General features: G+C 56.3%; 33 protein-coding genes. 31 read left to right on the top strand and 2 right to left on the bottom strand.

All coding sequences use genetic code 11. The annotated features are described in order from the left end of the window. Positions 1-19: 19 nt before the first annotated feature. The 26 genes from L6R44_RS14215 to L6R44_RS14340 all read left to right on the top strand — a co-directional run bounded on the left by L6R44_RS14215 (position 20) and on the right by L6R44_RS14340 (position 17,137). On the top strand, positions 20-874 hold the full coding sequence (locus L6R44_RS14215; protein WP_225855601.1) for a GPO family capsid scaffolding protein: 855 nt from the start codon (positions 20-22) through the stop codon (positions 872-874). 75 nt (positions 875-949) lie between these two features. Then, positions 950-2,017: a phage major capsid protein, P2 family gene (locus L6R44_RS14220; protein ID WP_225855602.1), complete on the top strand. Its 1,068-nt coding sequence runs from the start codon at positions 950-952 to the stop codon at positions 2,015-2,017. Positions 2,018-2,021: 4 nt separating this feature from the next. Next, positions 2,022-2,771 carry a phage terminase small subunit gene (locus L6R44_RS14225; protein ID WP_225855603.1) on the top strand — a complete coding sequence of 250 codons (750 nt, stop codon included), beginning with the start codon at positions 2,022-2,024 and terminating at the stop codon, positions 2,769-2,771. Positions 2,772-2,864: 93 nt separating this feature from the next. After that, positions 2,865-3,374, top strand: a complete 510-nt coding sequence (locus tag L6R44_RS14230) for a head completion/stabilization protein (RefSeq protein ID WP_016243393.1) — start codon at positions 2,865-2,867, stop codon at positions 3,372-3,374. Then, on the top strand, positions 3,374-3,577 hold the full coding sequence (locus tag L6R44_RS14235; protein WP_225855604.1) for a tail protein X: 204 nt from the start codon (positions 3,374-3,376) through the stop codon (positions 3,575-3,577). Before L6R44_RS14230 ends, L6R44_RS14235 begins: the two co-directional genes overlap by 1 nt. Next, positions 3,568-3,789, top strand: coding sequence for an HP1 family phage holin (locus tag L6R44_RS14240; protein ID WP_001437784.1), 222 nt, complete (start codon positions 3,568-3,570; stop codon positions 3,787-3,789). Before L6R44_RS14235 ends, L6R44_RS14240 begins: the two co-directional genes overlap by 10 nt. Next, positions 3,773-4,285: a lysozyme gene (locus L6R44_RS14245; protein ID WP_063408324.1), complete on the top strand. Its 513-nt coding sequence runs from the start codon at positions 3,773-3,775 to the stop codon at positions 4,283-4,285. Before L6R44_RS14240 ends, L6R44_RS14245 begins: the two co-directional genes overlap by 17 nt. Continuing rightward, the gene (locus L6R44_RS14250) at positions 4,282-4,713 is read left to right on the top strand and encodes a DNZ54_00345 family protein (protein ID WP_225855606.1); all 432 of its coding nucleotides are present in this window, start codon (positions 4,282-4,284) and stop codon (positions 4,711-4,713) included. The genes L6R44_RS14245 and L6R44_RS14250 overlap by 4 nt, the downstream gene beginning before the upstream one ends. Beyond that, entirely contained in the window at positions 4,713-5,123 is a 411-nt protein-coding gene (lysB, locus tag L6R44_RS14255; RefSeq protein WP_225855620.1) for an Rz-like lysis system protein LysB, read from the top strand. The genes L6R44_RS14250 and lysB overlap by 1 nt, the downstream gene beginning before the upstream one ends. Further along, a complete protein-coding gene (lysC, locus tag L6R44_RS14260; protein WP_237424569.1) occupies positions 5,023-5,268 on the top strand; it encodes an Rz1-like lysis system protein LysC in 246 nt (81 codons plus the stop codon). Before lysB ends, lysC begins: the two co-directional genes overlap by 101 nt. Further along, positions 5,231-5,698: a phage tail protein gene (locus L6R44_RS14265; protein WP_225855607.1), complete on the top strand. Its 468-nt coding sequence runs from the start codon at positions 5,231-5,233 to the stop codon at positions 5,696-5,698. The genes lysC and L6R44_RS14265 overlap by 38 nt, the downstream gene beginning before the upstream one ends. Further along, positions 5,691-6,140 (top strand): phage virion morphogenesis protein, encoded by a 450-nt coding sequence (locus L6R44_RS14270; RefSeq protein WP_237424570.1) that lies wholly within the window; start codon positions 5,691-5,693, stop codon positions 6,138-6,140. The genes L6R44_RS14265 and L6R44_RS14270 overlap by 8 nt, the downstream gene beginning before the upstream one ends. A gap of 68 nt (positions 6,141-6,208) precedes the next feature. Then, positions 6,209-6,844 carry a phage baseplate assembly protein V gene (locus L6R44_RS14275; RefSeq protein ID WP_024166915.1) on the top strand — a complete coding sequence of 212 codons (636 nt, stop codon included), beginning with the start codon at positions 6,209-6,211 and terminating at the stop codon, positions 6,842-6,844. After that, positions 6,841-7,188, top strand: coding sequence for a GPW/gp25 family protein (locus tag L6R44_RS14280; protein WP_225855610.1), 348 nt, complete (start codon positions 6,841-6,843; stop codon positions 7,186-7,188). The genes L6R44_RS14275 and L6R44_RS14280 overlap by 4 nt, the downstream gene beginning before the upstream one ends. Positions 7,189-7,194: 6 nt before the next feature. Beyond that, positions 7,195-8,103, top strand: a complete 909-nt coding sequence (locus tag L6R44_RS14285; RefSeq protein ID WP_225855611.1) for a baseplate assembly protein — start codon at positions 7,195-7,197, stop codon at positions 8,101-8,103. Further along, positions 8,096-8,704 carry a phage tail protein I gene (locus L6R44_RS14290; RefSeq protein WP_105597109.1) on the top strand — a complete coding sequence of 203 codons (609 nt, stop codon included), beginning with the start codon at positions 8,096-8,098 and terminating at the stop codon, positions 8,702-8,704. The genes L6R44_RS14285 and L6R44_RS14290 overlap by 8 nt, the downstream gene beginning before the upstream one ends. Continuing rightward, a complete protein-coding gene (locus tag L6R44_RS14295) occupies positions 8,701-9,744 on the top strand; it encodes a phage tail-collar fiber domain-containing protein (protein ID WP_225855612.1) in 1,044 nt (347 codons plus the stop codon). Before L6R44_RS14290 ends, L6R44_RS14295 begins: the two co-directional genes overlap by 4 nt. Beyond that, positions 9,744-10,340 carry a tail fiber assembly protein gene (locus tag L6R44_RS14300; RefSeq protein WP_225855613.1) on the top strand — a complete coding sequence of 199 codons (597 nt, stop codon included), beginning with the start codon at positions 9,744-9,746 and terminating at the stop codon, positions 10,338-10,340. The genes L6R44_RS14295 and L6R44_RS14300 overlap by 1 nt, the downstream gene beginning before the upstream one ends. Positions 10,341-10,471: 131 nt before the next feature. After that, positions 10,472-11,659 carry a phage tail sheath protein gene (locus tag L6R44_RS14305; protein WP_016243406.1) on the top strand — a complete coding sequence of 396 codons (1,188 nt, stop codon included), beginning with the start codon at positions 10,472-10,474 and terminating at the stop codon, positions 11,657-11,659. Between the two features lie 15 nt (positions 11,660-11,674). Next, positions 11,675-12,193, top strand: coding sequence for a phage major tail tube protein (locus L6R44_RS14310; RefSeq protein WP_001207674.1), 519 nt, complete (start codon positions 11,675-11,677; stop codon positions 12,191-12,193). 63 nt (positions 12,194-12,256) lie between these two features. After that, positions 12,257-12,592 carry a phage tail assembly protein gene (locus L6R44_RS14315; protein ID WP_001029731.1) on the top strand — a complete coding sequence of 112 codons (336 nt, stop codon included), beginning with the start codon at positions 12,257-12,259 and terminating at the stop codon, positions 12,590-12,592. 32 nt (positions 12,593-12,624) lie between these two features. Next, complete coding sequence (locus tag L6R44_RS14320) at positions 12,625-12,744, top strand: GpE family phage tail protein (RefSeq protein ID WP_001630833.1); 120 nt, start codon at positions 12,625-12,627, stop codon at positions 12,742-12,744. After that, positions 12,737-15,178, top strand: coding sequence for a phage tail tape measure protein (locus L6R44_RS14325; protein WP_237424571.1), 2,442 nt, complete (start codon positions 12,737-12,739; stop codon positions 15,176-15,178). Before L6R44_RS14320 ends, L6R44_RS14325 begins: the two co-directional genes overlap by 8 nt. Before the next feature lie 11 nt (positions 15,179-15,189). After that, a complete protein-coding gene (locus tag L6R44_RS14330; protein WP_237424600.1) occupies positions 15,190-15,675 on the top strand; it encodes a phage tail protein in 486 nt (161 codons plus the stop codon). Continuing rightward, positions 15,672-16,841, top strand: coding sequence for a phage late control D family protein (locus L6R44_RS14335; protein WP_237424572.1), 1,170 nt, complete (start codon positions 15,672-15,674; stop codon positions 16,839-16,841). Before L6R44_RS14330 ends, L6R44_RS14335 begins: the two co-directional genes overlap by 4 nt. 77 nt (positions 16,842-16,918) lie before the next feature. Beyond that, on the top strand, positions 16,919-17,137 hold the full coding sequence (locus L6R44_RS14340) for a DNA-binding transcriptional regulator (protein ID WP_200053013.1): 219 nt from the start codon (positions 16,919-16,921) through the stop codon (positions 17,135-17,137). Between the two features lie 36 nt (positions 17,138-17,173). Here the strand turns inward: L6R44_RS14340 and L6R44_RS14345 are convergent, their stop codons facing one another. After that, positions 17,174-17,590: a hypothetical protein gene (locus L6R44_RS14345; protein WP_237424573.1), complete on the bottom strand. Its 417-nt coding sequence runs from the start codon at positions 17,588-17,590 to the stop codon at positions 17,174-17,176. 294 nt (positions 17,591-17,884) lie between these two features. Here L6R44_RS14345 and fieF point away from each other — a divergent pair, with 294 nt between their 5' ends. From fieF to L6R44_RS14370, 5 genes are all read left to right on the top strand, one after another. Beyond that, on the top strand, positions 17,885-18,778 hold the full coding sequence (fieF, locus tag L6R44_RS14350) for a CDF family cation-efflux transporter FieF (protein WP_237424574.1): 894 nt from the start codon (positions 17,885-17,887) through the stop codon (positions 18,776-18,778). Positions 18,779-18,952: 174 nt separating this feature from the next. Next, complete coding sequence (pfkA, locus tag L6R44_RS14355) at positions 18,953-19,915, top strand: 6-phosphofructokinase (RefSeq protein WP_032644353.1); 963 nt, start codon at positions 18,953-18,955, stop codon at positions 19,913-19,915. A 228-nt stretch (positions 19,916-20,143) separates the two neighbouring features. Continuing rightward, entirely contained in the window at positions 20,144-21,133 is a 990-nt protein-coding gene (locus L6R44_RS14360; RefSeq protein ID WP_045329513.1) for a sulfate ABC transporter substrate-binding protein, read from the top strand. 107 nt (positions 21,134-21,240) lie between these two features. Beyond that, positions 21,241-21,984, top strand: a complete 744-nt coding sequence (locus L6R44_RS14365; protein ID WP_237424575.1) for a CDP-diacylglycerol diphosphatase — start codon at positions 21,241-21,243, stop codon at positions 21,982-21,984. A gap of 72 nt (positions 21,985-22,056) precedes the next feature. Then, positions 22,057-23,361, top strand: coding sequence for an SLC13 family permease (locus L6R44_RS14370; protein ID WP_237424576.1), 1,305 nt, complete (start codon positions 22,057-22,059; stop codon positions 23,359-23,361). A gap of 109 nt (positions 23,362-23,470) precedes the next feature. Here the strand turns inward: L6R44_RS14370 and tpiA are convergent, their stop codons facing one another. Continuing rightward, positions 23,471-24,238, bottom strand: a complete 768-nt coding sequence (gene tpiA / locus L6R44_RS14375) for a triose-phosphate isomerase (protein ID WP_237424577.1) — start codon at positions 24,236-24,238, stop codon at positions 23,471-23,473. Positions 24,239-24,263: the final 25 nt, after the last annotated feature.

The raw sequence follows: 24,263 nt of genomic DNA on the forward strand, positions 1-24,263 counted from the left end.
AACCTCAGGACTCCTGACAATGGCAAAAAAAGTCTCAAAGTTCTTTCGCATCGGCGTAGAGGGTGATACCTGCGACGGGCGCATTATCAGCGCCAGCGATATTCAGGAAATGGCCGAAACCTACGACCCGCGCGTCTACGGTTGCCGTATCAACCTTGAACACCTGCGCGGCCTGCTGCCCGATGGCATATTCAAGCGTTATGGCGATGTGGTCGAGCTGAAAGCCGAGAAGATTGACGACGATTCTGCGCTTAACGGCAAATGGGCGTTGTTCGCTAAAATCACCCCGACCGATGACCTTATTGCGATGAATAAAGCCGCGCAGAAGGTCTACACCTCAATGGAAATCCAGCCGAATTTTGCCAATACCGGCAAATGCTACCTCGTCGGCCTTGCGGTCACCGATGACCCGGCGAGCCTCGGCACTGAATACCTCGAATTCTGCCGCAACGCGAAGCACAACCCTCTGCAGCGCTTTAAGGCCAACCCTGAAAACGTCTTTTCCGCTGCCACGCTGGCCGAACTGGAATTTGAAGACGTTCCCGACACGGTGCTAAACAGCCTGGCCGATAAGGTGAAAGCCATTTTCAGCCGTAAGCAGGTCAGCGACGATGCGCGTCTGAGTGATGTGCATGAAGCGGTGACCACCGTCAGCGAGCATGTGCAGACCAACCTGACCAAGCAGGACGAGCGCCTTTCCGCTATGGAAACCGCGTTTGCCACTTTCAAACAGGAACTGACCGGCAAGGTTGACGAAACCAGCCAGGCATTTTCCGCCCTGAAAACCACCCTCGACAAAACCGAGAGTTTCAGCCAGCCGCGACGCACAAAAGCCAGCGGCGGTGGCGGCGATGAGCTGCTGACCGACTGCTGATAAACCGCAGACCGAAACAGGGCGGTAACCCCGCCCCATGCTGTGACTAACCGATTAATTCAAACAGGAAATACTATGCGTCAGGAAACCCGTTTTAAGTTCAATGCCTATCTGACCCAGCTCGCCAAACTGAACGGCATCAGCGTTGATGACGTCAGCAAAAAATTCACCGTTGAGCCGTCCGTCACGCAAACGCTGATGAACACCGTGCAGGCGTCATCCGCATTTTTGCAGACGATTAACATTCTGCCGGTCGCAGAAATGAAGGGTGAGAAAATCGGCGTCGGTGTGACCGGCACCATCGCCAGCACGACCGACACCTCGGGCGACAAAGAGCGTCAGACCGCCGATTTCACCGCGCTTGAGTCCAACAAGTACGAGTGCAATCAGATTAACTTTGACTTCCACCTGACCTATAAACGCCTCGACCTGTGGGCGCGTTTTCAGGACTTCCAGCGCCGCATCCGCGACGCCATTGTCCAGCGTCAGGCGCTGGATTTCATCATGGCCGGGTTCAACGGTATCACCCGCGCTGATACCTCAGACCGTAGTAAAAACCCGATGCTGCAGGATGTGGCCGTCGGCTGGCTGCAGAAGTACCGCAACGAAGCACCGGCGCGCGTGATGAGCAAAATCACCGATGCTGACGGCAACGTCGTTTCTGCTGTCATTCGTGTTGGTAAAAATGGCGACTATGAAAACCTCGACGCGCTGGTGATGGACGGTACCAATAACCTGATTGATGAGATTTATCAGGATGACCCGAAACTCGTTGCCATCGTTGGCCGTAAGCTGCTGGCCGACAAATATTTCCCGCTGGTCAACAAGCAGCAGGAAAACACCGAGTCGCTCGCGGCGGATATCATCATCAGCCAGAAGCGCATCGGTAACCTGCCCGCCGTGCGCGTGCCGTACTTCCCGGCGAATGCTGTTTTCGTCACCACGCTGGAAAACCTCTCTATCTACTTCATGGATGAGAGCCACCGCCGCAGCATTGATGAGAACCCGAAAAAAGACCGCGTGGAAAACTACGAGTCGATGAACATCGACTATGTGGTCGAGGCGTATGCCGCCGGGTGCCTGCTGGAAAATATCACCCTGGGCGATTTCACCGCACCAGAAGTACCGGAAGGCGGAGAGTAAGCCCATGACGAGCCCCGCACAGCGTCACATGATGCGGGTCTCGGCCTCTCAAGCCGCGCAGCGGGAACAAGCCCCGCTGCGCCATGCAACCGCCTACGAGCAGATGCTGGTAAAGCTGGCCGAAGACCGCCGCACGTTAAAAAACATCCGTTCAAACGAACTCAAAGCCGCGAAAAAGCGCGAGCTGCTGCCGTTCTATGCGCCGTGGGTCGCCGGTGTGCTGGCTGATGGCCGTGGTGCGCAGGATGACATTCTGATGACCGTCATGCTGTGGCGTCTCGATGCCGGTGATATCGCTGGCGCGCTGGAGATTGCGCCCTACGCGCTGAAATACGGCCTCACCTCAGACCATCGTCGCACCACGCCTTACATGCTGGTTGAGGAGGTGGCGCTGGCCGCACTGCGCCTGCGCGATGCCGGTGAGCCTGTCGACCTTGCATTCCTGCTGACCACCCTCAGCCTGACCGACGGCGCTGACGTTCCCGATATGGTGCGCGCCCGTCTGCATAAGGTGACTGGCCTGACCCTGCGTGATGCCGGTAAGAACGCCGACGCGCTGGCGCAGTTTCAGCGCGCGATGCAGCTCGACCGCAATGCCGGTGTGCGCAAAGAGATTGAGCGACTGGAGCGGGCATTGAAGCCTAAGCCCGAGGCCGCGCCCCGTAAAACGACTAAACCGCGCACGCGCAAACCTGCCACCAAACCGGCGGCAAAGCGCGGGCGTCCACCAAAGGCGGTAAAAACCGCCGGTTAACTGAACGCTCCCCGAGCCGGGCGGCACGCCGGTCAAAGCGGGTTTTGACCCTGACGGCGACCGGCGTCCACCGCCCAACCTAATGAGGTTGTCATGACGACAGTAATACTGAATCAGCCCGACGAACCGCAGGACGTACCGGGCGTGGTGATTCCCGCACCGGAGACGGGTGACGCAGTGATTAAAAACACGTTCTTTTTCCCTGACGTGGATCCGAAGCGGGTGCGCGAGCTGATGCGCCTTGAGCAGACGGTTTCCGATGCGCGCCTGCGCAACGCCATCAAGACTGGCATGGCGGAAACCAATGCGGAGCTTTACGACTACCGGCTGCGCCAGATTGCCGCCGGGTTTAAGCAGCTGGCCGACGTGCCTGACGCAGAGGAAATCGACGGCGAGAATGTGCGCATTTTCCACTACCTCAGCGCCGTGACGGCGATGGCGACCGCCACCCTGTATGAGCGTTATCGCGGGGTTGAGGCCACCGGCAAGGGTGACAAAAAAGCCGACAGCGTCGAAACCACCATTGATGACCTGTGGCGGGATATGCGCTGGTCGGTCTCGCGCCTGCAGGATAAGCCGCGCTGCATCGTGGGTCAGCTCTGATGAAAGTCTACGCGATGCAGGGCGACACCCTCGACGCACTTTGCGCCCGGTATTACGGGCGTACTGAGGGCGTGGTCGAGACGGTGCTGCGGGCTAATCCCGGTCTGTCTGAGCTGGGCGTCATTCTGCCGCATGGCACGGCGATTAACCTGCCAGACGTTGAAACATCACCCACGGCGGAGACCCTGAACCTATGGGACTGAGTATGGAAAAAATCACCACGTTTATCGCCTACTGGCTGGCCGTGGGGCTGGCGTATTTCGGGGCAATGTCGCCCGAAAAACTGGCGCTGTATGTGGGGAGTCTGTGCGCCATTTTTACGGCGGCGGTGAATTTCTGGTACCGGCGCAAAACCTTTCGTTACCTGACCGAAATGGGAATCGACAAGGGGGTGACCCGTGAGCTCAATCGTTAAACGTTGCAGTGTGGCCGCAGTGCTGGCGCTGGCGGCACTGATGCCTGATTTTCGTCTGCTGAATACCTCGCCTGATGGTCTGGCACTGATTGCCGACCTCGAAGGGTGTCGCCTGACACCTTACCAGTGCAGCGCGGGCGTGTGGACGTCAGGTATCGGCCACACTGCCGGGGTGGTACCGAAACGCGATATCACCGAGCGCGAAGCGGCGGCAAATCTGGTCGCCGACGTGCTGAACACCGAGCGCCGTCTCGCGGTCTGCGTGCCGGTCACCATGCCGCAGCCGGTTTACGACGCGCTGGTCAGTTTCTCTTTCAACGTCGGCACCGGTGCGGCCTGTCGCTCGACGCTGGTCTCTTACATCAAGCGTCATCAGTGGTGGCAGGCATGCGACCAGCTTACCCGCTGGGTGTACGTCAATGGCACTAAAAACAAAGGGCTGGAAAACCGCCGCGCGCGGGAACTGGCGTATTGCATGAAAGGAGTAACCCAATGAAAAAATATTTACGTTCCCTGATGTTCGATGCCCTGCTGGCACTGGTGCTGCTTTGGGGGCTGGCATCGCCGCAAAGCGCCGCCGTCAACTTTGTTGCCGCGTGGGCGCTGTTTGGCAGTTTCATCTGCATTACGGCGAGCGTCGCCGGTGTGGTCGCTTATGAGCACTGGCTGCGAAATACGGGCAAAAGTATTCCCGTCAATCCAGACCTGATGAAGGTATTTCGCGCCGTCTTTTGCCGTAAGCCCTCTCAGGGCCGTCGGGCATGGTCTCTCATTATTTTCTCTGTTACCACGGGCTGTCTGCTTGGGGCTGGCTGGATCCTTACGGCTCTGATTTATCTGATTTGTATGCTGACCTTTAAGGCCGTTCGCGAGACCTACCGCCAGCGCATTGAGGGGGCTGGTCTGTGTCCAGAGTCATTGTGATGTTTCTGGCCTCTGCGCTGGTGCTGGCTGTGCTTGGGCTGCTGTGGTTGCGCCATGAGAACGGCAATTTATCCCGCTCCTTTGAGACAGCAAACCGCGTCGCGAGCGAACAAAAGACGACGATTGGCATGCTGAAAAATCAGCTCAGTGTTGCCGGTCAGCTTGCCAGACGTAATGAATCTGCGCAGGTGGCACTGCGTGAACAGCTCGAAAAGGCTAGCGAGGAAGCCAGCCGCCGCGAGCAGACGATAACGAGGTTACTTAATGAAAATGAAGTCTTTCGCCGCTGGTATAACGCTGCTTTGCCTGATGTTGTGCGTCGGCTGCACACCCGTACCGCCTGCGCCAGCGCCGGTGATTGTGGTCAGCGGATGCCCGAGGGTGAGCCTTTGCCCGATGCCGGGAAGTGACCCGAAAACCAATGGTGACCTGAGCGCAGATATCCGCCGTCTTGAGGGCGCGCTGACCGCCTGCGCGCTGCAGGTTAAAACCGTCAAACACTGTCAGGATGAACTCGATGCAGAAGCACAAAAGCCTGCGCAAAGCGCTGATTAACGCCGTGCCGCAGCTCCGAAACAACCCCGATATGCTGCGACTTTTTGCCGACAACGGCCATACCGATTCCCGACTGGCGAGCTCGCTGTCGTTTGAAAAGGTGTACGTGCTTAACGTGGTGGTGACCGACTTCACCGGTGACCTTGATTTGATATTTGTGCCGGTGCAGGCGTGGCTGCGTGAACATCAGCCGGACATTATGACCACCGACGACGGGCGGGAAAAAGGATTCACTTGGATTATTGATATCAATAACGACGATTCGCTCGATATCAGTATCAGCCTGAGGCTTACCGAGCGCACGCTCGTCAAAGAGGTCGACGGCGCGCTGCACGTCAGCTATGCCCCTGAGCCGCCACTGCCTGAGCCGGTGGCGCGCCCGGTCGAGCTGTACGTTAACGGCGAACTGGTGAGTAAGTGGGATGAGTGAGTTAACCGCGCTGCAGGAACGTCTTGCCGGTCTGATTGCCAGCTTGTCACCGGCGGCGCGTCGGCAAATGGCGGCTGAGATTGCGAAAAAGCTGCGTACCAGTCAGCAACAGCGCATTAAGCGCCAACAGGCACCCGACGGCACCACGTATGCGGCACGAAAGCGCCAGCCGGTGCGGAGCAAGAAAGGTCGGATTAAACGTGAAATGTTCGCCAGACTGCGCACCAGTCGCTTTATGAAAGCCAAAGGCAGCGACAGTGCGGCGGTGGTGGAGTTTACCGGCAAGGTGCAGCGCATGGCGCGGGTGCATCAGTACGGCCTCAAAGACCGGCCAAACCGCAATAGCCGGGATGTGCAGTACGAGGCACGCCCGCTGCTCGGTTTCACCCGTGACGATAAGCAGATGATTGAAGACGTCATTATCAGGCACCTCGGCAAATAAATATTGTGTGAACCACCACCGGAGGCGCGCGAATTGGCGCGGTTCCAGACCAGAGGCATCCTTGCACTATGAATACGTTATCCACGATACAGGAGCTCGCGCGTGCGATTCGCAACCTCATCCGCTCAGGTGTGGTGACTGAGGTTGATACCGTGCAGGGGCTGTGCCGCGTACAAAGCGGCGGGATCCAGACTACATGGCTGAACTGGCTGACCACCCGCGCCGGTCGTTCGCGGACGTGGTGGGCTCCCTCGGTCGGTGAGCAGGTTCTGCTGCTGGCAATCGGTGGCGAGCTTGATACCGCTTTCGTGCTGCCGGGTATTTTCTCCGACGATAACCCCGCCCCGTCTGCCTCGGCGGATGCGTGGCATGTGGCTTTCCCTGATGGTGCGGTCATTGAGTATGAGCCCGAAACCGGCGCGCTGACGGTCAGCGGCATAAAAACGGCCGACGTGACGGCATCGGAGTCCATCACCGCAACCGTACCGCTGGTACTGGTGAAAGCCTCGACCAGTATCACCCTCGACACCCCGGAGGTGATTTGCACCAATAAGCTAACGACGGCGACGCTTGAGGTGCAGAAAGGCGGCAAGATGAGCGGCAATATCGAACATACCGGCGGGTCACTGTCGTCTAATGGCAAGGTACTCCACACCCATAAACACCCGGGCGACAGCGGTGGGCAAACGGGGGCACCGTTATGACGGCTCGCTATCAGGGTATGAACCGAAATACCGGCCTCGGCATCAGCGACACTGAGCACATCAGCCAGAGCATGCGCGACGTACTGCTGACGCCGGTCGGCTCGCGGGTGATGCGCCGTGAATATGGCTCGCTTCTGTCGGCGCTGATTGATATGCCGCAAAACCCGGCGCTCAGACTGCAAATTATGGTGGCGTGCTATTCGGCTATCCAGAAGTGGGAGCCGCGCATCAGGCTTACCGCCATCAACTTTGAGACCGGCGACGCTGGCGAAATGTATGTCGATATTACCGGGATGCGTACCGATACCGGTGCGTCAGTTTCAACCACTGTTTCACTGAGTTAAATCACTATGGCAACCGTTGACCTGAGTCAGTTACCCGTTCCCGATGTGGTTGAGGAACTGGACTATGAAACCATCCTTGCGGAGCGCAAAGCGATACTGATTTCGCTTTATCCCGAAGACCAGCAGGAGGCCATTGCCCGGACGCTCACACTTGAGTCAGAGCCGATTGTTAAGCTGCTGCAGGAAAACGCCTACCGTGAAGTTATCTGGCGCCAGCGGGTGAACGAAGCCGCGCAGGCGGTGACGCTGGCCTATTCCGCCGGTAACGACCTCGACGTCGTGGCAGGGAACAACAATACCGAACGCCTGACCATCACCCCGGCGGATGACACCACCATTCCGCCGACACCTGCCGTTATGGAATCCGATACCGACCTGCGTCTGCGCACGCAACAGGCGTTTGAGGGCTTGAGCGTGGCGGGTCCGGTCGGCGCATATGAGTATCACGGTCGCAGTGCCGACGGGCGGGTCGCTGACGTTTCGGTCGCCAGTCCGTCGCCAGCCTGCGTGACGATTACCGTGCTATCGCGCGAGGGTGACGGCACCGCCAGCCCTGATTTACTGGCGATTGTTGATAAAGCGCTGAATGCCGAAGATGTGCGCCCGGTGGCCGACCGGGTGACCGTCCAGTCAGCCGAGATTGTGCCGTACCAGATTGACGCGACGCTCTACGTTTACCCCGGTCCAGAATCTGAACCCATCAGGCAGGCGTCAGAGCAAAAGCTGCAGAGCTACATCAGCGCGCAGCACCGCCTCGGGCGTGATATCCGTCTGTCGGCCATTTACGCGGCGCTGCATGTTGAGGGGGTGCAGCGTGTCGAGCTGGCATCACCGCAGGCCGACATTGTGCTGAGTAAGTCGCAGGCGTCGAACTGCACCGAGTACCAGATAACTATCGGGGGCTCGGATGAGTGACCGGCTGTTACCCGTTGGCTCGTCGCCGCTGGAAGTTGCCGCCGCTGCCGCGCTCTCTGAGATTCAGCGCGTGCCGGTACCGCTGCGCACTCTGTGGAACTGGCGCACCTGCCCGGTAAAGCTGCTGCCGTATCTGGCGTGGGCGCTGTCGGTCGACAGGTGGGATGAGAAGTGGCCGGAGGCGACAAAGCGCAGCGTCTGTGCCTCCTCGTTTTTCGTCCATCAGCACAAAGGCACCATCAGCGCATTGCGTCGGGTGGTTGAGCCGCTCGGTTTTCTGATTGAGGTGCGCGAGTGGTGGCAGCTCGACGAGGAGCCCGGCACATTCCGCCTCGTTGTCGGCGTGCTCGATAGTGGCATTACTGACGAAATGTATCAGGAGCTTGAGCGCCTGATTGAAGACGCCAAACCGGCAAGCCGTCATTTGACGGGGCTGGCTATCAGCCTGAGTGCGACCGGTGAGCTGTATGTCGGTGCGGGATGTTACGACGGTGACGCGCTGACCGTTTACCCCTACACCCCCGAGGAAATTGTCGTCGGCGGTGAATATTACCCGGCCTCGGCCATCCATTTGATTGATAACCTGAGAGTGAACGCATGACCGCAAAATATTTTGCCATTCTGACCAATCAGGGCGCGGCGCGGCTGGCGAACGCGGCGGCACTCGGTACCAAACTCAACCTGACGCAGATGGCCGTCGGTGATGCGAATGGTACGCTGCCGACCCCTGACCCGGCACAGACGAAGCTCATCAACCAGAAGCGCATCGCGCCGCTGAACCTGCTGACCGTTGACCCGGCCAATACCAGCCAGATTATCGCAGAACAGATTATTCCCGAGAATGAGGGTGGTTTCTGGATCCGCGAGATTGGTCTCTATGATGATGCCGGTGTGCTTATTGCCGTGGCGAACTGCCCGGAAACCTACAAACCACAACTGCAGGAGGGAAGCGGCCGCACGCAGACCATTCGCATGATTCTTATCGTGTCGAGTACGTCGGCTATTACCCTGAAAATCGACCCGTCGGTCGTGCTGGCAACGCGCCAGTATGTCGACGATAAGGTTATCGAGGTGAAAGCCTATGCCGATAGCCTGCTGGCTGCGCACCTCGCCGCTGCTGACCCGCACCCGCAATACCTAAAAACGGCGGATATTGATAAATACATTCCCGTCGGATTTCCGCTGCCGTGGCCGCAGGCAACGCCGCCCGATGGCTGGTTGAAATGCAATGGTGCTGCTTTTGACAAGGCGAAATATCCAAAGCTGGCCGTCGCTTATCCGTCCGGTAGCCTGCCTGATTTACGCGGTGAGTTCCTGCGTGGCTGGGATGACGGGCGCGGTGTTGATGCAGGGAGGGCTTTATTAAGTGCGCAAGGGGATGCTATCCGTAACATCGTTGGTTCATTTAATGAAGTGCTTGGTACGTCGTCAGCTGCAGTGTTTCGCGTAACAAATCAGGCTGGAGCCTTTGCAGCATTTATGAATCCAAACCGCAATATTATTAATACTGCTTCAATGACTTATGAAACTCAAAATAATATTCCTACTGGCGTTAAATTTGACGCATCGACCACGGTACCCACGGCGAGTGAAAACCGACCTCGTAACGTTACATTTAACTACATCGTGAGGGCGGCATAATGGCAAAAGCAACACTGAATAAAAACGACATAGCTACTAAAGCGGGTGATGTGACGGTTTACAACTACGATGATAAGACTCGCGAATATCTTACGTCCTCTGTCGAATTTCTGGCGATTGGTGTGGGGATTCCTGCGAACTCCTGCACCGACGCGCCGGTCGATGAAAAGGCAGGGTTTGCTATTTGCCGCACGGTCAGCTTTGACGGGTGGGATTATGTTATCGACCACCGGGGCGAGACCGTGTATGACACGGAAACCGGCCAGCCTGTCGAGATAACCGGGCTCGGTGATTACCCTAATAATGTGACCACCATCGAACCGCTGACGCCTTATGACCGCTGGAACGGTAGCGAATGGGTTACGGATGCGGATGCGCAGAAAAGCGGTCAGATGCTGGAAGCGGAGCAGCAAAAATCCGCATTTCTGGCCGAAGCGCAAAGCACTATCAGCCTGTGGCAGACTGAGCTGCAGCTCGGCATTATCAGTGACGATGACAAGGCCAGCCTGATTGCGTGGATGAAATACATTCAGGCGCTGAACGCGGTCGACACCTCAACGGCACCGGATATCGAGTGGCCGGTTAAACCGGAATAACGCAAGGCGGGCTGATGCCCGTCTTTTTTATGATTTGTTTATGTGTCATCCGCTACCCATCGCCGACAAATAGCTCCTCACCAGACCAGCCAGGACAATAACACTCGCCCACTAACCACGGAGTTAACCGGATGAGTGATTTTCACCACGGCGTACAGGTGCTTGAGATTAACGACGGCACCCGCGTCATTTCCACTGTAGCAACCGCAATCGTCGGCATGGTCTGCACGGCCAGCGATGCGGATGCCGAAACATTCCCCCTCAATGAGCCGGTACTGATTACCAATGTGCAGAGCGCCATTGCGAAAGCCGGTAAAAAAGGCACGCTGGCCGCATCCCTGCAGGCTATCGCCGACCAGTCAAAACCCGTCACCGTTGTCGTGCGCGTTGCCGAAGGTGTCGACGATGACCCGGATGCAGCTCAGGCGCAGACCATTTCTAACATCATCGGCGGCACGGATGAGAACGGTAAATACACCGGTATCAAGGCGCTGTTGACTGCCGAAGCGGTCACTGGTGTTAAGCCGCGTATTCTCGGCGTGCCGGGTCTCGATACGCAGGAAGTCGCAACCGCACTCGCGTCGGTCTGTATCAGCCTGCGCGCCTTTGGCTATGTCAGCGCATGGGGCTGTAAGACCATTTCCGAAGCGATGGCCTATCGCGAGAATTTCAGTCAGCGCGAGCTGATGGTCATCTGGCCTGACTTCCTCGCATGGGACACCACCACTAACGCCACCGCAACAGCCTACGCCACCGCTCGCGCGCTCGGCCTGCGCGCCTACATCGACCAGACTGTCGGCTGGCATAAAACCCTGTCTAACGTCGGCGTGCAGGGTGTCACCGGCATCAGTGCCTCAGTGTTTTGGGATTTACAGGCATCCGGCACCGATGCTGACCTGCTCAACGAGGCAGGGGTCACGACGCTGGTGCGCAAGGATGGTTTCCGCTTTTGGGGTAACCGCACCTGCTCTGATGACCCGCTTTTCCTGTTTGAGAACTACACCCGCACCGCGCAGGTGCTGGCCGACACGATGGCCGAGGCGCACATGTGGGCGGTCGACAAGCCCATCACCGCATCGCTTATCCGTGACATTGTCGACGGTATTAACGCCAAATTCCGCGAGCTGAAATCAAATGGCTACATCGTGGACGGTGAGTGCTGGTTCGACGAGGAATCGAACGACAAGGAAACCCTCAAGGCCGGGAAACTGTATATCGACTACGACTATACGCCGGTTCCACCACTGGAAAGCCTGACCCTGCGCCAGCGTATCACCGATAAATATCTGGTGAATCTGGCTGAATCAGTCAACAGCTAAGGAGCCTGAAACAACATGGCACTACCCCGCAAACTCAAATATCTGAACATGTTCAACGACGGCCTGAGCTACATGGGCGTCGTTGAATCCGTGACGCTGCCAAAGCTGACCCGCAAGCTCGAAAACTATCGCGGCGGCGGTATGAATGGCGCGGCGGCGATTGACCTCGGCCTCGACGACGATGCGCTCACCGTCGAATGGTCTGTTGGTGGCCTGCCCGATGTGGCGCTGTGGGCGCAGTACGCCGCGCCGGGTGCTGACGCCGTGCCGCTGCGTTTTGCTGGCTCTTACCAGCGCGACGACACCGGCGAAATTATCGCGGTCGAGGTGGTCATGCGTGGCCGTCATAAAGAAATCGACGGCGGTGAGAATAAGCAGGGTGAAAACACCTCGACCAAACTGTCGACCGTCTGCACCTACTACCGCCTCACGATTGATGGTAGCGACGTCATCGAAATCGACACCGTCAACATGGTCGAGAAGGTGAACGGCGTCGACCGTCTGGAACAGCACCGCCGCGCAATCGGGCTGTAATTCCCTGACCGGTCAGCACTGCTGGCCGGTTATTAACCCCCTTTCAGAGCAGAGAAAAACATCATGGCAAAAGCACCACGTAAAACCGCTGAATTTGTTGATACGGCTGGCAACGAAATCGACACCGTAAACCCGAATGTCGTGACCCTCGACAAGCCGATTAAGCGCGCCGGTCAGACGATTGATAAGGTCACCCTGATTGAGCCGAACGCCGGTACCCTGCGCGGTGTCAGTCTGGCGGCGGTGGCACAGTCCGAGGTCGATGCGCTGATTAAAGTGCTGCCCCGCATGACCTATCCAGCGCTCACCACGCAGGAGCTAACCGCGATGAACCTGCCCGATATGCTGTCGCTGGCCGCTAAGGTGATTGGTTTTTTGTCACCGGCTTCGGCGGAATAGATTTCCCGCCCGACCTGTCGACCGATGACCTGATGGCGGATATCGCAGTGATTTTCCACTGGTCGCCATCAGAGCTCTATTCCCTGAGCCTGACCGAGCTCATCACATGGCGCGAAAAGGCGCTACAGCGTAGCGGAAACCACAATGAGTAATAACCTGAGGCTTGAGGTATTGCTGAAAGCGGTCGACCAGGCGACCCGACCGCTTAAATCCATCCAGACCGCGAGTAAAAGCCTGTCGGGCGATATTCGCAACACACAAAAAGGGCTGCGTGACCTGAACGGTCAGGCGTCAAAAATCGACGGCTTTCGTAAGGCAAGCGCGCAACTGGCCGTAACCAGTCAGGCGCTCGATAAGGCGAAACGCGAGGCCGGTGAGCTGGCCGTGCAGTTTAAAAACACCACCAGTCCGACCCGCGCGCAGGCGCAGGCACTCGAAGCGGCAAAGCGTGCCGCCTCTGAGCTGCAGACGAAATACAACAGCCTGAGAACGTCGGTACAGCGTCAGCGCTCCGAGCTGATGCAGGCCGGTATTAATACCCGCACCCTGTCTACCGATGAACGTCGGCTCAAAACCTCCATCAGCGAAACGACGGCGCAGCTTAACCGACAGCGTGAGGCGCTGGCGCGCGTAAGTGCGCAGCAGGCAAAGTTAAGCCGGGTGAAAGCCCGATACCAGTCAGGTAAAGAGCTTGCCGGTAATGCGGCGGCGGCTGGTGCTGCAGGTGTTGGCATTGCAGCTGCGGGAACGATGGCCGGGGTAAAATTACTGATGCCCGGTTATGACTTTGCGCAGAAAAATTCCGAGCTGCAGGCTGTGCTCGGGGTCGATAAGCAGTCGCCAGAAATGCAGGCACTTCGCAAACAGGCGCGCCAGCTCGGCGACAATACCGCCGCCTCTGCCGATGATGCAGCCAGTGCGCAGATTATTATCGCAAAAGGTGGTGGTGATGCTGAAGCTATAGCGGCCATGACGCCTGTGACTCTCAACCTGTCACTTGCGAACAGGAAAACAATGGAGGAAAACGCGCAACTATTGATGGGGACAAAAGCCGCCTTTCAGCTTTCTAATGACGCTGCTGCACATATCGGTGATGTTCTTTCAACAACGATGAACAAAACCACCGCTGATTTTCAGGGGCTAAGTGACTCATTAAGTTACCTTGCCCCTGTTGCGAAAAATGCCGGGGTGAGTCTTGAACAAGCGGCGGCGATTACCGGCACACTTCACGATAATAACATCAGGGGGTCAATGGCTGGGACGGGCGGCGCGGCTGTTATAACAAGGCTACAGGCACCAACAGGCAAAGCATATGATGCCCTAAAAGAGTTGGGTGTTAAAACCTCGGACAGCAAAGGCAATACGCGCCCGTTATTTACCATCCTGAAAGAAATGCAGGCCAGTTTTGAGCGCAACAAGCTCGGAACTGGTCAGAAAGCTGAATATGTGAAAACCATATTCGGTGAGGAGGCCATGAAGTCTGCAAGTGTGCTGATGGCCGCAGCGGCAAGCGGAAAGCTCGATAAACTCACCGCTACGATAAAGGCATCCGACGGAAAAACCGAGGAACTGGTCAAGGTTATGCAGGATAACCTCGGTGGCGATTTTAAAGAGTTTCAGTCGGCTTACGAGGCGGTCGGTACTGACCTCTATGACCAGCAAGAGGGCTCACTGCGCAAGCTTACCCAAACGGCCACGCAGTATGTGTTAAAGCTCGACGGCTGGATCCAGAAAAATAAGGGGCTCGCGGAAACTATCGGCATCATTACCGGTGGCGCACTTGCTCTGATTGGTATCATCGGCGGCATTGGTCTCGTTGCGTGGCCGGTTGTCATGGGGATAAACGCCATTATTGCCGCTGCTGGCGTGCTGGGTACGGTCTTTACTGTTGCCGGTGGTGCCATTGTGACCGCACTGGGTGCGATTACCTGGCCGATTGTGGCCGTCGGTGCGGCGATTGTGGCCGGGGCGCTACTCATCCGCAAATATTGGGAGCCCATCAGCGCATTTTTCTCGGGGGTGATTGAGGGCATCATGAGTGCCTTTGCACCGGTCGGGGAAATGTTCGCTCCATTAGCACCAATTTTTGACGGACTTGGTGAGAAGCTGCGCGGCGTCTGGCAATGGTTTAAAGACCTGATTGCACCGGTCAAGGCCACGCAGGAGACGCTCGATAGCTGCAAAAATGTCGGCGTCATATTTGGTCAGGCACTGGCCGATGCGCTGATGTTGCCTCTGAATATTTTCAATAAGCTGCGTGGTGGTCTTGATGTAATTCTCGAAAAGCTCGGCCTCGTTAAAAAGGAATCGAGCGGTATTGATGCGGAGACAGCAAAAGCGCCGCCGGTTGGTCAGGGTGGAGGTTACATTCCGACAACAAGCTCGCTTGGTGGGTATCAGGCTTATCAGCCTGTCACAGCTCCCGCCGGTCGTACCTACATTGACCAGAGCAGTCCAACCTATCAAATCAACCTGCCGGGTGGTGGCGCGCCGGGTGGTCAATTGGGTAACCAGTTGCAGGATGCGTTAGAAAAATATGAACGCGACAAGCGAGCCAAAGCCCGCGCTAGCATGATGCACGATTAAGGAGACTGATGATGATGCTTGCTCTTGGAATGTTTGTGTTTGAACGTCGCACCCTGCCTTATCAGTCGATGCAGCACTCGAAGAATTACCGCTGGGCGTCTAATGACCGGGTCGGTAAACCGCCTGCGTATCAGTTTCTCGGCGAGGGGGAAAACGCGATCCAGCTTGCCGGCACGCTTTATCCTGCCATTACTGGCGGTCGTATATCTCTGCTGGCTGTCGAGCTGATGGCCGACGAGGGTAGAGCTTGGCCGCTGATTGAGGGAACCGGCAATATCTTCGGGATGTATATCGTCGAGACGGTGTCGACCACGCATACCGAGTTTTTCAGCGACGGCGCGGCCAGAAAGATTGATTTCACCCTTTCGCTGAAACGGGTCGACGAATCACTGACGGCCATGTTTGGCGACCTGAATAAGCAGGCCAGCGAGCTTCTCGGCTCTGCCGGTAATCTGACGGATAAACTGCAGGGTGTGCTCGGAGGGCTGACCGCATGATTACGGGCATGACCATTGACGCCGGTGCCAGCCTTGCACCAGCATTTATGCTGACGCTGAACAGCCAGGACATTACCAGCAATTTTAGTGACCGGCTGATTTCCCTCACCATGACTGACAACCGGGGTTTCGAGGCTGACCAGCTCGACATTGAGCTCGACGACACCGACGGCAAAGTCGAGTTACCCCTGCGCGGGGCGGTGCTGACGCTGTGGCTTGGCTGGCAGGGTTCGGCGCTGCTGAATAAGGGTGATTTCACGGTCGATGAGATTGAGCACCGGGGGGCGCCTGATACCCTGACCATTCGGGCGCGTAGTGCAGACTTTCGCGGAACGCTCAATTCACGGCGTGAAGAGTCATGGCACGACACCACCCTCGGTGAACTGGTCAGCACCATTGCAAAGCGCAATAAACTGACGGCCAGTGTCGCGGATTCACTGAAAAAAATCCCGGTACCGCACATCGACCAGTCGCAGGAGTCGGACGCCGTATTTCTGACCCGCCTGGCTGACCGCAACGGGGCGGCGGTGTCAGTGAAAGCGGGGGAACTCCTGTTTCTGAAAGCCGGTAGTGCAATGACGGTCAGCGGCAAGCCCGTCCCGCAAATGACCCTGACCCGCAGCGATGGCGACCGTCATCAGTTTGCCATTGCTGACCGTGGGGCTTATACCGGCGTAACGGCAAAATGGTTGCACACCAAAGACCCGAAGCCGCAAAAGCAGAAAGTAACGCTGAAACGTAAGCCAAAAGAGAAGCACCTGCGCGCACTGGAGCACCCGAAAGCAAAGCCGGTCAGCAAAAAGACAAAAGCCAAAAAAGAACCAGAAGCGCGTGAGGGTGAGTACATGGCCGGTGAGGCCGATAACGTGCTGGCGCTGACGACGGTTTACGCTTCCAAGGCGCAGGCGATGCGCGCCGCTCAGGCTAAGTGGGATAAGCTGCAGCGAGGCGTTGCGGAGTTTTCAATTACGCTGGCGCTTGGTAGGGCTGATTTATTCCCTGAGACACCGGTGCGCGTGTCGGGCTTTAAGCGCGTCATAGACGAGCAGGCATGGTTAATCAGTAAAGTGACCCACAGCCTTAATAATAGTGGCTTCACGACGGGCTTAGAGCTTGAGGTTAAGCTCTCTGACGTAGAGTATAAAGCGGAAGATGATGAGGGGTGATTTTAATTTATCTGTTTGTTATATAAGGGTTTATTGAGTAAAATTAACACATCAGCCAAATCGTTGAGGTGCTTAATATGTTTCATTGCCCATTATGCCAGCATGCAGCCCATGCACGTACAAGCCGTTACATGACCGATACAACAAAGGAGCGTTATCACCAGTGTCAGAACGTGAATTGTAGCGCCACGTTCATTACATTTGAGTCGGTGCAGCGTTACATTGTTAAGCCCGGTGAAATTAATGCCGTTAGGCCTCATCCGCTGCCATCGGGTCAGCAAACTATGTGGATGTAACCACAAACAAAAAGCCCCGCGATTGCGGGGTTTTGTTTATTTTGACTTTGGCATTCCAAACATATGCGTTTTTGAGAGCATCACAACTTTAGCTCTGTCATCTGGCTCTTTACCCATCTCGTTACAAGTTGCGAGAGGCTGTTCGAGCACATAACCAAATGCTTTATGTTTATTCAGTACGTGCAATTCTTTAGTTGTTTTCATGTAGGAATTCGGTACATCTTTTGTCCAAACATCCATGCAAATTCCTGAGCTTATGACCGCATCATAAATTTCAGGTGTAACTTGGTTTGCGTCCAAAACGACAGTGATAATGTTATTACTTTCTTCTATTTCAATCGGTTGCCATAATTTTAGCTGCTTTTGCAAGGTTTTTACGTTATTCGTTTGGGCGTGGGCGGTGATAGACAGAAGAATGGCGACGGCCGCAACTACCGATTTGAGGTTAAACATGGAACATCCTTATTAAACATTGGGTTAAAAGTTGTTTATAACTCCTGCTGGATGAAAAAACAAAGCCCCTGACGGGCAGGGGCTTTTTAGTCAATGTGGACGCTATGTGGACAGCGTATGATATAAATCCATTTATATCATTGTGTTAGGTGGTGTTTTCTGACACCATCCCTGTCTTCCCCCACATGATGTGGGGGTTTTTTTTGCCTGCCATTCTGATTTGCTAACCGTTTATTCATCCTTCGACTCCCCATGCTTCCGTTATAATAGCGGCATGACATGACAGGAGCGTTTATGAATCAATCCTATGGAAGACTGGTAAGCCGGGCCGCCATTGCGGCGACCGCCATGGCCTCCAGCCTGTTACTGATTAAAATTTTTGCCTGGTGGTATACCGGCTCGGTCAGTATTCTGGCGGCGCTGGTGGATTCGCTGATGGACATTGCCGCCTCGTTAACCAACCTGCTGGTGGTACGTTACTCGCTGCAGCCAGCGGATGAAGAGCACACGTTTGGGCACGGCAAAGCGGAGTCTTTGGCCGCGCTGGCGCAAAGTATGTTCATTTCCGGTTCTGCGCTTTTCCTGTTCCTCACCGGCATTCAGCATCTCGTTTCGCCGACCCCAATGAACGATCCCGGCGTTGGCGTCGTGGTGACTGTCGTCGCGCTTATATGCACACTTGTTCTGGTAACGTTCCAGCGCTGGGTCGTTCGCAAAACGCAAAGCCAGGCCGTACGGGCGGATATGCTTCATTATCAATCTGATGTTATGATGAATGGGGCTATTCTTATTGCGCTCGGTCTGGCCTGGTATGGCTGGCATCGGGCCGATGCGTTATTTGCGTTAGGGATTGGTATCTATATTTTATATAGCGCCCTGCGGATGGGGTATGAAGCGGTGCAATCACTGCTTGACCGTGCCCTCCCGGACTCAGAACGTAATGAAATTTTTTCTATTGTGACCGCCTGGCCCGGCGTCAGCGGTGCGCACGATCTTCGAACGCGGCAGTCAGGGCCGACCCGCTTTATTCAGATTCATATTGAAATGGAAGACAACCTGCCGCTGGTCCAGGCTCACGTTATTGCTGAGCAGGTCGAGCAGGCGATTTTGCAGCGTTTTCCTGGTTCAGACGTCATCATTCACCAGGATCCCTGCTCGGTTGTACCCGGACATGTTGGACTTTCGTAATTGGTTGTAAAAAAGTGAGCCAGGCCAGCATTTTGTGTATAAATTACCGCCATTTGGTCTGACCTGAATCAATTCAGCTGGAAGGGATTGATATACTATTTGCAGTATTCGTTGGTCGATAAGTTTCTTCCGGCAACAGATTTCAATTTTGCATTCCTAAGTTCAGAGGTAGTCATGATTAAGAAAATCGGTGTGTTGACAAGCGGCGGTGATGCGCCGGGCATGAACGCGGCAATTCGCGGTGTTGTCCGCGCAGCGCTGACGGAAGGTCTGGAAGTTTTTGGTATCTATGATGGTTACCTGGGTCTGTATGAAGACCGTATGGTTCAGCTCGACCGTTACAGCGTGTCTGACATGATCAACCGTGGCGGCACCTTCCTTGGGTCTGCGCGCTTCCCGGAATTCCGTGATGAACACGTTCGTGAAGTGGCTATCGAGAACATGAAGAAACGTGGCCTGGATGCCCTGGTGGTTATCGGCGGTGACGGTTCTTATATGGGTGCAAAACGTCTGACCGAAATGGGCTTCCCGTGCATCGGTCTGCCAGGCACCATCGACAACGACATCAAAGGTACTGATTACACTATCGGTTTCTTTACTGCGCTGGGGACCGTTGTTGAAGCGATTGACCGTCTGCGTGACACCTCGTCTTCTCACCAGCGTATCTCTATCGTTGAAGTGATGGGCCGTTACTGCGGTGACCTGACGCTGGCGGCAGCCATTGCGGGCGGTTGCGAATTTATCGTCGTGCCTGAAGTCGAATTTAGCCGTGAAGATCTGGTGGCTGAAATCAAAGCGGGCATCGCAAAAGGTAAAAAACACGCGATCGTGGCGATTACCGAGCACATCTGTGACGTTGACGAGCTGGCGAAGTACATTGAAGCCGAAACCAAACGCGAAACCCGCGCGACCGTACTGGGTCACATCCAGCGTGGCGGTTCCCCTGGCCCTTACGACCGTATACTGGCGTCCCGCATGGGCGCGTACGCTATCGATCTGCTGCTACAGGGCCACGGCGGTCGCTGCGTCGGTATTCAGAACGAAAAACTGGTTCACCATGACATCATCGACGCGATTGAAAACATGAAGCGTCCGTTCAAGGGTGACTGGCTGGACTGCGCGAAAAAACTGTACTGATCGGCTGTGTTGCCCGGTGGCAAGGTAAATGCAAAACGGTAACCCCTGGGTTACCGTTTTTTTATGTTTGCTCCCTCTCCCGTGGGAGAGGGTTGGGGTGAGGGCATCAGGCCACTCATTCACTCGGTTATTCCACTACGTTATAGCCAATCTTTTTTTATTCTTTAATCATCGATTCTGTTTCTGGCACGCTGCATTCATCAAAACACTACATAAGAGAGCTGGGCGATGAATAAATGGGGCGTGGGTTTTACATTATTGCTGGCATCGACCAGCGTTCTGGCTAAGGATATCCAGTTACTGAACGTGTCATACGACCCGACGCGTGAACTGTACGAGCAATACAACAAGGCGTTTGCGGCGCACTGGAAGCAGGAAACCGGTGATAACGTGGTGGTTCGCCAGTCTCACGGTGGCTCCGGCAAGCAGGCGACCTCCGTCATCAACGGTATTGAAGCCGACGTGGTGACCCTGGCGCTGGCCTACGATGTCGACGCTATCGCCGAGCGTGGCCGCATCGACAAAAACTGGATCAAACGCCTGCCGGATAACTCCGCGCCATACACCTCGACCATCGTCTTCCTGGTGCGTAAAGGGAACCCGAAACAGATTAAAGACTGGAACGACCTGGTCAAACCGGGCGTATCTGTAATTACCCCGAACCCGAAAAGCTCCGGCGGCGCTCGCTGGAACTACCTGGGCGCGTGGGGCTATGCGCTGCACCACAACAACGGTGACCAGGCCAAAGCACAGGAATTCGTGAAAGCGCTGTATAAGAACGTTGAGGTACTGGACTCCGGCGCGCGCGGTGCAACCAACACCTTCGTCGAGCGCGGCATTGGCGACGTGCTGATCGCCTGGGAAAACGAAGCCCTGCTGGCGACCCACGAGCTGGGTAAAGACAAATTCGAGATCGTGACCCCAAGCGAATCCATCCTCGCAGAGCCGACCGTTTCCGTGGTCGACAAAGTGGTTGAGAAGAAAGACACCAAAGCGGTAGCGGATGCTTACCTGAAGTATCTCTACTCGCCAGAAGGCCAGGAAATTGCGGCGAAAAACTTCTATCGCCCACGCGATGCGGCTGTCGCGAAGAAATACGAAGGGGAATTCCCGAAACTGAAGCTTTTCACCATTGATGATGTGTTCGGCGGCTGGACGAAAGCGCAGAAAGAGCACTTCTCTAATGGCGGCACCTTCGACCAGATTAGCCAGCGCTAATCCTTAGCCTGCGACACGATGACCCGGCGTGAGAAATCCGCCGGGTTTTTTATTTGGTCATCATTTTGCGTTACTCTTTTGCCTCTATTGAAAACAGGGAACGCGTTGTGAAAAAAATTATCGTATTGATCCTTATTGTCATCGCCCTTGCCGCGGGCGGCGTGTACTGGATGAAGGCGGGTAATCCGAATGCGTTGCGTCATATCGTTCTCGACCAGTGCGTGCCGAACCAGATCCAGAATCGTAACCCGGCGCCGTGTGCGCAGGTGAAAACGGATGCAGGCTATGTGGTATTTAAGGATCGCAACGGGCCGCTGCAATACCTGCTGATGCCAACATACCGCATCAACGGCACCGAAAGCCCGCTGTTGACCGACGCGCATACGCCGAACTTTTTCTGGCTGGCCTGGCAGTCGCGCAGTTTTATGACCCTGAAGCGGGGATCCGAGGTGCCTGACAGCGCCATTTCGCTGACGATTAACTCGCCGACAGGGCGCACGCAGAACCATTTTCATATTCATATTTCCTGTCTGCGCCCGGACGTACGCGAGAAGCTCAACGCGGCGCAGGGAGAAATCAGCACCCAGTGGCTGCCTCTTCCCGGAGGGTTGGAAGGGCATGAGTATCTTGCTCGCCGCGTGACGGAGAATGAACTGGTTCAGCGCAGCCCGTTTATGATGCTGGCAGAAGAGCTGCCGGAAGCGCGCGACCATATGGGCCGCTTCGCGCTGGCGATGGCGCAGCAGTCGGATGGTTCGTTTGTATTGCTGGCGACCGAGCGTAACCTGCTCACCCTTAACCGCGCGTCGGCTGAGGAACTGCAGGATCATCAATGCGCTATCCTGAAGTGACCCACCATAAATAGCGTTTACTCGTCCTGCCTGTCACCGTAGACTTGCTGAAAAATTCTACAGGAGACAGGTATGTCGCTCTGGTTAACGCATCCTCTACTGCTGCCCTCCCTGATCGTTGGCGTCACCATCGTGCTGTGGGCGACGTCGCTATTACCGGAATTTATCACCGCGCTGCTGTTCTTCACGGCGGCGATGACCGCCAGAATCGCCCCGCCGGAGGTGATTTTTGGCGGTTTTGCCTCGTCGGCATTCTGGCTTGTCTTCAGCGGATTCGTGCTCGGCGTGGCGATCCGCAAAACCGGCCTGGCGGACAGGGCCGCCCGGGCGCTGTCGGCAAAGCTGACCGACTCCTGGGTATTGATGGTAGCGAGCGTGGTGCTGCTGAGCTACGCGCTGGCGTTTGTGATGCCGTCGAACATGGGGCGTATTGCGCTGCTGATGCCGATTGTCGCGGCGATGGCGAAACGCGCCGGTATCGCCGACGGCTCCCGCGCCTGGTTTGGCCTGGCGCTGGCGGTGGGGTTCGGGACCTTCCAGCTTTCGGCGACGATTCTGCCCGCTAACGTCCCTAACCTGGTGATGAGCGGCGCGGCGGAAGGATCGTACGGCATCCACCTCAACTATGTCCCGTATCTGCTGCTGCATACGCCGGTGCTGGGCATTCTCAAAGGCCTGATCCTGATTGGCCTCATCTGCTGGCTGTTTCCCGGCAGCCCGAAGCCGCCGAAGGAAGTGGCGCCGTCTGAGCCCATGGGGCGGGACGAGAAGCGCCTCGCCTGGCTGCTGGCGGTGGTGCTGGGCATGTGGGTGACGGAGAGCTGGCACGGCGTGGGGCCCGCATGGACGGGGCTGGCGGCGTCGGTCATCGTCATGCTGCCGCGTATCGGTTTTATCACCGGAGAGGAGTTTTCTGCGGGGGTGAACATGCGCACCTGTATCTATGTGGCAGGCATTCTTGGGCTGGCAATCGTCGTGACGCAAACCGGCATCGGAACGGCGGTGGGCGAGGCGCTGCTGCGCATTATGCCGCTGGATGCAGAGAGACCTTTCACCAGTTTCCTGGCGCTGACCAGCATTACCACCGCGCTTAACTTCATTATGACCGCCAACGGCGTTCCGGCGCTATACACCACCCTGGCGCAGAGTTTTTCGGATGCGACCGGTTTCCCGCTGCTGTCGGTGATCATGATTCAGGTGCTGGGCTATTCCACGCCGCTGCTGCCGTATCAGGCGTCGCCGATTGTGGTGGCTATGGGCTTAGGAAAGGTGCCTGCAAAGGCGGGGATGGTGCTCTGTCTGGCGCTGGCGATTGCAACCTATCTGGTGCTGCTGCCGCTGGATTATCTGTGGTTTAGCGTGCTGGGGAAAGTGTAGTTCGGTGCGCGCGGTTTCCCCTCACCCCAACCCTCTCCCAAAGGGAGAGGGAGGAGAAGGGCGTAGGGCGGGTTAGCGAAGCGCCACCCGCCACAAAACATAAGGGCAATTACGCCTGTTTAGCCGCTTCTGCCGCTTTAACGATCACCGCGAAAGCGTCCGCTTTCAGGGATGCACCGCCAACCAGCGCGCCATCGATGTCTGGCTGGGTGAACAGCTCGGCAGCGTTGGAGGCGTTAACGGAACCGCCGTACTGGATAATCACTTGCTCAGCGACTTTCGCGTCGGCTTTCGCAATGTGGTCACGGATAAATTTGTGAACCGCCTGAGCCTGCGCAGGGGTCGCTGATTTGCCGGTACCGATCGCCCAGACTGGCTCGTAAGCGATAACCGCGCCTTCGAACGCTGCCGCGCCCTGGGTTTTCAGCACCGCGTCGATCTGACGAGCGCACACTTCTTCGGTTTTGCCCGCTTCGTTTTCCGCTTCGGTTTCACCGATGCACAGAACCGGTACCAGACCCTGCTCTTTCAGCACGGCAAATTTCTTCGCGATGAACTCGTCGGATTCTTTGTGGTAGGTGCGACGCTCGGAGTGGCCGATGATGATGTATTTCGCGCCGATATCTTTCAGCATTTCAGCGGAGGTTTCACCGGTGAATGCGCCAGACAGGTTAACGTCAACGTTCTGCGCGCCCAGAATGATGTGGCTGCCGTCAGCGGCACGTTTAGCCAGATCCAGATACATATCCGGCGGAGCGATAGCAACCGCGCAGCCCGTCACGCCAGCCAGCTCTTTACGCAGGTTCGCAACCAGTTCGTTTACCATGTGGCGGCTGCCGTTCAGTTTCCAGTTACCCATCACTAAAGGATGTCGCATTTCAATTCTCCACGCTCAATAAGCG

This window comes from Enterobacter cloacae complex sp. ECC445 (assembly GCF_021892025.1).
GTDB classification, from domain to species: Bacteria; Pseudomonadota; Gammaproteobacteria; order Enterobacterales; family Enterobacteriaceae; genus Enterobacter; species Enterobacter chengduensis.